8 protein-coding genes are annotated in these 7,309 nt (G+C 37.6%); 7 read left to right on the forward strand and 1 reads right to left on the reverse strand.

The window, feature by feature from the left end:
• The 5 genes from ACYPWY_RS15215 to ACYPWY_RS15235 all read left to right on the forward strand — a co-directional run.
• The coding region (locus ACYPWY_RS15215) for a hypothetical protein (protein ID WP_459686397.1) at positions 1–674 on the forward strand (674 nt) is incomplete at its 5' end.
• An 11-nt stretch (positions 675–685) separates the two neighbouring features.
• Positions 686–1,399 carry a hypothetical protein gene (locus ACYPWY_RS15220; protein WP_459686398.1) on the forward strand — a complete coding sequence of 238 codons (714 nt, stop codon included), beginning with the start codon at positions 686–688 and terminating at the stop codon, positions 1,397–1,399.
• A gap of 96 nt (positions 1,400–1,495) precedes the next feature.
• Positions 1,496–3,238 (forward strand): RHS repeat-associated core domain-containing protein, encoded by a 1,743-nt coding sequence (locus ACYPWY_RS15225; RefSeq protein WP_459686399.1) that lies wholly within the window; start codon positions 1,496–1,498, stop codon positions 3,236–3,238.
• Between the two features lie 60 nt (positions 3,239–3,298).
• Positions 3,299–3,880 (forward strand): CDP-alcohol phosphatidyltransferase family protein, encoded by a 582-nt coding sequence (locus ACYPWY_RS15230; protein WP_459686400.1) that lies wholly within the window; start codon positions 3,299–3,301, stop codon positions 3,878–3,880.
• Entirely contained in the window at positions 3,877–4,605 is a 729-nt protein-coding gene (locus ACYPWY_RS15235) for a phosphatidate cytidylyltransferase (protein ID WP_459686401.1), read from the forward strand. The genes ACYPWY_RS15230 and ACYPWY_RS15235 overlap by 4 nt, the downstream gene beginning before the upstream one ends.
• A gap of 316 nt (positions 4,606–4,921) precedes the next feature.
• On the opposite strand, the gene ACYPWY_RS15240 is transcribed toward ACYPWY_RS15235, so the two are convergent.
• Complete coding sequence (locus ACYPWY_RS15240) at positions 4,922–5,263, reverse strand: hypothetical protein (protein WP_459686402.1); 342 nt, start codon at positions 5,261–5,263, stop codon at positions 4,922–4,924.
• 851 nt (positions 5,264–6,114) lie between these two features.
• On the opposite strand from ACYPWY_RS15240, the gene ACYPWY_RS15245 reads away from it, so the two are divergent.
• Complete coding sequence (locus ACYPWY_RS15245; RefSeq protein WP_459686403.1) at positions 6,115–6,657, forward strand: hypothetical protein; 543 nt, start codon at positions 6,115–6,117, stop codon at positions 6,655–6,657.
• Positions 6,658–6,767: 110 nt separating this feature from the next.
• The coding region (locus ACYPWY_RS15250) for an RHS repeat-associated core domain-containing protein (RefSeq protein WP_459686404.1) at positions 6,768–7,309 on the forward strand (542 nt) is incomplete at its 3' end.

The raw sequence follows: 7,309 nt of genomic DNA on the forward strand, positions 1-7,309 counted from the left end.
TGCTAAGCAATGGAGGGCTGCAAGCCGGAATACAAGTAGGACTTAATGGTATCGGTAACTTGGCTGATGGCCACAATTTCTTTGATAATTGGTACTGGTCTGCCGGAATGGGCTTCGCCAGTGGGGCTATTTCGGGCTATAATTTGGCACAGGCTGGCGGAAGAAATTATTGGTGGGGAAATGAAGTACAGTATGGACGGACACAATGGTCGTTTTTTACTTCCGAATTGCCCAAAACTTCCGTGAAATTCAATATTAACTTCATCACGGCAACAGCCAATAATACCTGTGTCCCTCAATCTTTAACAGAATTGGAACGATCCAGAGGAGGATCGCGTACCGAACTTGATTTTAGAGAAAGCACGGGATGGACGGAACAAGGAGTTGCTATGCGTAATGGCGAGAGTGGAAATAGTAATTTTTTAAGAGGACAAGGATTTGAAAATGAAATTATGTCTGGAGATGATATATCAAATGCACTTAAGATGCAAGGTGCAAGTAATGTTGGCAATAATGTTACAATAACACACAACGAGGGAGATATACGGCATATGACTACCGTTAAGCAAATAGATTATTATCAAAGTGGTAAAGTTAATATTTATGGTAGGGGAAGAACTTACCAATTGAACGAATTGAAAGGGTTAAACCCATACTATTTTTTAATAAAATAAAAGAGAATTACATGAAAAAATATGTGTTAGTTTTAATCTGTTTTATGCATTCTTGTCTGATGTCGGCGCAACATAAGAATTTAGATGAAATAAGGAATTATTATTACTCACTTGATAAAGCCCAATTAATTGATACATTGGTAAGATCAAATGTGGAATCAAAGAATTTTAAAAAGTCGTATAGCTATGAAATTCTTCATATTCCTATTGATTCTCTAATACAAGAAATAAACAATGATTTAGCAAATATACATAGTAGCTCAATCATAATGCTTGTTCCAATACTAAAGAATGCGGGAAATTATACCTATGATAAAAATATTTACGATTTCCTTTATGTGGATACAATTGAAACTCAAATAAGGCGCCATGATATACGAGGAGGAGTGGAAACTATTTTTAACTGCTACGAAGTCGTTAGTTATAAATATTCTAGAAGAGAATTAAGGGATTTGAAGAATGCGTTGGAGTCCATTGAAAAAGAAAAGCCGGAAATCTGGTTACTAGGTTCAAGAACAGTATTTACAGATTTTAATTATAGATCAGGTGATAAACATTATCTGTATTTAAAAGGTGATCAAGTCTTTGTGTTCCGTTTAAAACACAAAGACATATATGAGTTGAACCATTTTGTCCGCAAATTCTTTAAGGAAGAAGAATTTAAGAAACGAGCGATTTTTCTTGAAGAGCAAAGAATGCCGATTTTTGATATAGTTGGAGGGTAGGTCGTGTATCAAACATGTTGGCAGATTTGTAATACACTGTAAATCAAGATTATTTTTATGTGATAGAACAAGATAAGTCAAAAAATCAAGGTGTAAATGTTAAGAAAGCGATTAATAACAGGCATGATACCACAAACCGAAGGCTTCACCTACGACAATCTGGACAGGCTCACAACTGTTACCCACAACGGTGCGTCCGTAATGGATATTAGCTACTATGCCAATGGAAATATTGAATCTAAGACAGGCTTGGGACAATACGACTATCTGGCGACAAAGCCTCATGCCTTGAAATCGGTGGATAATACGGACGGGTTGGTTCCATCCACAAGACAGTCTATTTCATATACAAACTTTAACAAGGTATCCAGCATCTCCGAACTGGACGAAAAGGCAAACGGAGGCGTTTACAGTATGACTTTCGACTACGGCCCGACACGGGAGCGCTGGCGGACAATATTGAACAGCAATTACTCGCAGATAAGAATTATCACCTACGCCGGCGACTACGAGCGCATATACGAAGACGGGGTAACAAAGCATTTGATTTACATATCGGGCGGCGACGGCCTGGCAGCGGTCTATGTAAAGCAGAACGGGCAGGCGGACAAAATCTATTACGTTCACAAAGACCACCTGGGCAGCATCATAAAGCTCACCGAAAGCAACGGCACGGAAGTTTTCAAGGCCAGCTACGATGCCTGGGGCAAGCAAACCGTTACCAACAACACTTTCAAGTTCTACCGCGGCTACACCGGCCATGAGCACTTGCCGGAGTTCAGCCTGATTAATATGAACGGGCGGGTGTATGATCCTGTGCTGGGCAGGTTTTTAAGTCCTGACCCTTATGTTCAGATGCCGGATTTCAGTCAGAATTTTAACCGGTACAGTTATTGTCTGAATAATCCGCTAATTTATACCGACCCATCAGGGGAATGGTTCTTAATTGATGATCTGATCGCAGCCGGAGCCGGATTCGTTTGTGGTTATGTAGTCCACGGAATAACTACGGGGAACTGGGGATGGAAAGCCGTTGCTGCGGGAGGAATAGGTGCAGGTATGGCTTGGCTTGGTTACAATACGATGGGAGGATCCGCAGCTATGAGTGGATGGCAGTTTGCAGGGAATCAAGCAGTTAATACGGCAATTGGCATGGTTACTCCACCTATAACTTTTAGTGTTGGAGATGTTAATTTTTCAATTAATCCGATGGCGATGTTTACGGCGGGAACTATGGGTAATGCAAATGGTTTTTCATTAGGGTTGGGTATATCTGCTTCGTATGACATTGGAGACTGGACACTTTCTGCCGGAATAGGACCCGGATACAAATATGCAGGATTCGGCTATGATGATGGAGAATTCGGTTTTTCATGGCATACCACAAAATACAGCGGCGGGATTGATGGAAGTTCCCAAGGACAACGAACAGCAACATTAGGATTGCGTTATAAAGACTGGTCTATCAGTCATGAAAATGATGTATCCTTAATGAGAGGTGATGGAGGCGACCGTTTCCGTTCTGCGGCATTGGAAATCGGATACAAAGATTATGTGCTTGGAGTAAATGTATATACTAATGACCCTAAACCGGATGGCGTAGTTGAAGGAACAAATAAATATAAAAATGGGACACAGTATTCCAGTCCGTTATACATAGGGAAAAAAGTAGGATATGGAATGGTTAAGGTAGGTATGGAACATCCGGCAATAGGAAATGTATTTCAAAATGGATTTCATACTTTGATAGGCTCTCCTCATTTGACTAATAGTACAGTTAATCCATATACTCCTTATATTAAATCAGGGAGATATAATCCATATTCAAAGTATTATTAATTAGTATATTAAACATAACTCCACTCCAAAATAGTATAGGAGTGGAGTTATTTATAAAAGATGCAACAGAACAATATCTATACTGTACCTAATTTCCTGTCGCTTTACAGGCTATTAATGTTTCCTTATATTCTTTATTTGAGTATAAAAGGACAAGAGCAATTATTTTCCATTCTATTGACAATTAATTTGATAACTGATGTTTTGGACGGATTAATAGCACGATGTTTCAATATGCAGACGGAATTGGGAGCGCGTCTGGACTCTATTGCCGATTTGGGAACATACATAGCTGCCATTACAGGTGTTTTCCTTTTCAAGGCGTTGGATTTTCAACCATACCTGCATAGTTTTTTTGTTTTTATTTTCTTGCTTTGTTTTGCCCATATTCTTTCATTAATCAAGTTTGGACGATTGCCCAGCCTGCATTTATATTCATGGAAAATAGGTGGTTACATACAAGGCATTTTTTTCATTGTATTATTCCTTTTAGGCTTTTATCCCGTATTTTATTACATTATGATCATTTGGGGCATTTTGGCTTTTTCAGAACATATTATTATACAACTGATTATAAAAAAGATGCGGTCAAATGTCAAAGGTCTTTACTGGGTGTTGAGAAATAAAAATGCAACCAAATGAATTGGAGTTTATTCTATATCATCCTGCTGTTTTTCTTTTTAGGAGGTATTGGTATTTATTTTGCAGGAAAAAAACAAAATTCGACAGAGCGAAAAAAGAACCGGATAAAATATATTACTTACTTCTTCATCGTTATTTTTCTGTATGGATGTATTTGCTTCATTCCCAATATCTTTCCATGGGTCTGTTTATCAATTGTTTTTGCAGGATTGATAGAACTTGTCCGTATTCAAAGAAATAATCCGAAAAACAGCATTGTTTTTTATTTAATTCTTTGGATGTATGCTTTGGTTTCCGTTGGATTTTATTTTTTCAGTTGTTTATCTCAACCGGTATTACTATATACTTTATTTACGGTTTGTACGTTTGACGCTTTTTGCCAGATTGCCGGACAATTATTTGGAAAGCACAAGATATGTCCCCGAATAAGTCCCAATAAGACGTATGAAGGATTGTACGGAGGCTTGTTTATGTCTGTTTGTACATTTTTCATTACAGGGACAATAATGGGATTTTTTCTATTGGAAGCAATTATGCTTGGATTAGGTATCTGTTTGTTTTCCTTTGCCGGCGACTTAGCCGCTTCGTGTATTAAAAGAGTGTATGGAGTGAAAGATTTTAGTTCGGCGTTGTCCGAACATGGTGGTTTCTTAGACCGGTTTGACAGTTTTATTGTAGCCGGTACGTTTATTTATCTGGTCAATCTGTTTTTCAAAATATCATGAACCAACAATTACTTTATTGTTTTTTGTTTTTGTCCTGTTTTTCACTTATAATTATTTTATGTGAATTTTTACATAAAAGAGGCGTTGCTGTTGAATACACTCGCAAACTGGCTCATGCACTTGCTACTTTATCCTGTTTATTTGCAACGAGTTGTTTTTCCTCTCACTGGTATGTTTTAGGAATAATAATAATAACATTTTCGATACTTTATATTGGATACAGGACGCATTTATTTGCTTCTATCAACTCTGTAAACAGGAAAACTTGCGGCGTATATTTGCTTCCGGTTTCCATTGGATTGGTTTATTTTATATCTCAGTATCTGCAAAATGAAATGTTTTTCGTTTTACCCCTTATTATTTTGGCAATAAGCGATTCTTTAGCCTGCGTTTTGGGTGGAAAATACAAGTCTAAGATATTAACGGCAAATAAAACCATTATGGGAACTGTTGTGTTTTTTCTGTCAACGCTGATTATCAGTTGTTTTCTGTTGTGGTCTCCACTAATGGAAATCAAATCTATCTGCATTGCTTTGGTATTATCCGTTGTTACTACCGGAGTAGAATTAATATCGCCGAATGGAAGCGACAATTTAACCATACCTCTGTCGGTTATTGTTTCGTTATTGCTACTGAATCCTGTGTAGTTGTGCTTCATTTGTTTTGAAGCGGATAAAAAAGGGGCATTTTGCGGCTTTGCCGCAAGGGAAAAAATAACTGCCGCAAAGCGGCAGAAAAAGGGGCAAAAAATATCGCGGCTTTGCCGCGATAAAAAAGAACTTAACAGTATGGTCGCTTTTGGTTTGGCATTGTTAGTTGGCTACTGTTGTGTTTCCCTTCCTGCCGGCAACGAGCGGTTTTCGTTCCGGCGAAACGAAAAAGGATTTTTTTATTTGAAAAAAACACCTATCTTTGTCCGAAATTTACCGAATATTTCGGACAGTTTTTTTAATGTGCTATTATGAACAGCAGTATTTCGCAAAAAATAAAGGAAAGAGTTAGTCATATTGAAGCCGGCAAATTGTTTGCTATCAATGATTTTTCCGATATGAACAACGACGAACTTGTAAGGCTACAAAGCCGATTGGCACGACCATTTATTTGTACATGAATATGGTCATTATATTCAGAGTCAGCAGCTCGGACTCGTATATTTGTTTACGGTAGGTATCCCAAGTTTACAAAGCGCTATTATACATACAGATAACTCAAACTCTCCGAGCCATCACAACCGCTGGTTCGAAGCTGATGCCAGTTATAAGGGAGCTGCATACTTTGATAAATATTACGGCAAAAATAAAAACCGACGGGATGCTAGTTCTGTTTCTCAAGATTATTTTGACAAGAATAGTTTTATAAAAGGAAGACCATCTCCTTATATTAATCCACGTACAGGAAGGGTTAATACTTCTACTAATCCCATATCTAGTAGGTTTCATTGGACAGATATTCCTATACATATTCCAATAGTTGGTTTATTTCCATGGTTAATTTATTAATTTATTTGATATGAAAAAACAAATATTAACAATAGTTCTAATATTCAATTTACTGCCGTTTAATGGTTGTAAATGTCCCGATGAAAGATATTTTGACTACAAAAGAATAAATATCGAAGTATCAGATGCATATATTTCATTAAATAACAGATTGTTAGTTCAAGTTAATCCTGAAGATGTGTATTTTTTAGCACAGAAAAATTCTACTTTAAATTGGGGATTTTGTGCTTATGCAACAAGTGTTTGTGAACCAGGGTATGATGGAGAAAAATATCCTATAACTCACATTTATATTTCGAGTAATTCGGATTTTGACAATAATCATCTCGCAGGCACGGAATTAAACAATTTAATAAAAGTGTATGGTATAAATTCTGAAGGAGAATATGTATTAGGCTATTTAAAAGATTTTGAAATCTTTAAAATTAATCCATGGTACATATACATTGAATCTCGTCCTGAAATTAATAAGAAGCATATTTTTACTATAAAGTTTGAGAAATCAAATGGTGAAATTGTTTCAGGTATATCTAAAGAAGTCACGTGGGAATAACTTTAAGTATGTCTTGCGAGGAATTTAAGGCTGGCGCGGCCATATTGCCTGTGTCCAATTGACAGGCAGTTTTTAACTGTTATGAAGAAGAAAAAAAGGTTAGTAGAGACATGATTATCAAAACAACTAAAACATATAACGACAAAAAATCACGCACAGGCATGATAGGAGCAGCAACCGAAAGCAATGGCACGGAAGTTTTCAAAGCCAGCTACGATGCCTGGGGCAGGCAAACCGTTACCAACAACACCTTCAAGTTCTACCGCGGCTATACCGGCCACGAACACTTGCCGGAGTTTAATCTGATTAATATGAACGGGCGGGTGTATGATCCTGTTTTGGGCAGGTTTTTAAGTCCTGATCCTTATGTGCAGATGCCGGATTTCTCGCAGAATTTTAACCGGTATAGTTATTGTTTTAATAATCCGTTTAAGTATGTTGACCCATCGGGGGAAATCGTCTGGTTTGTACCTGTGATTATCGGGGCTGTGATAGGTGCTTATTCCGGCGGCGTAATGGCCAATGGCGGACAATATAATCCAACCAAATGGGATTACAGTTCGGGAAAAACTTGGGGCTATATGCTTGGTGGCGCCGCTATTGGTGGTGTAAGTGGTTATTTAGGGGCAAGTGTTGCTTCCGGAGGCGGATT

This window comes from Viscerimonas tarda (assembly GCF_054601255.1).

What these genes read in the sequence shown, in the direction of transcription:
- ACYPWY_RS15245 (WP_459686403.1), top strand. Translation starts at nt 6,115, where the DNA reads ATGAAAAAACAAATATTAACAATAGTTCTAATATTCAATTTACTGCCG.
- ACYPWY_RS15225 (WP_459686399.1), top strand. Translation starts at nt 1,496, where the DNA reads ATGTTAAGAAAGCGATTAATAACAGGCATGATACCACAAACCGAAGGC.
- ACYPWY_RS15235 (WP_459686401.1), top strand. Translation starts at nt 3,877, where the DNA reads ATGAATTGGAGTTTATTCTATATCATCCTGCTGTTTTTCTTTTTAGGA.
- ACYPWY_RS15220 (WP_459686398.1), top strand. Translation starts at nt 686, where the DNA reads ATGAAAAAATATGTGTTAGTTTTAATCTGTTTTATGCATTCTTGTCTG.
- ACYPWY_RS15240 (WP_459686402.1), bottom strand. Translation starts at nt 5,263, where the DNA reads ATGAAGCACAACTACACAGGATTCAGTAGCAATAACGAAACAATAACC.
- ACYPWY_RS15230 (WP_459686400.1), top strand. Translation starts at nt 3,299, where the DNA reads ATGCAACAGAACAATATCTATACTGTACCTAATTTCCTGTCGCTTTAC.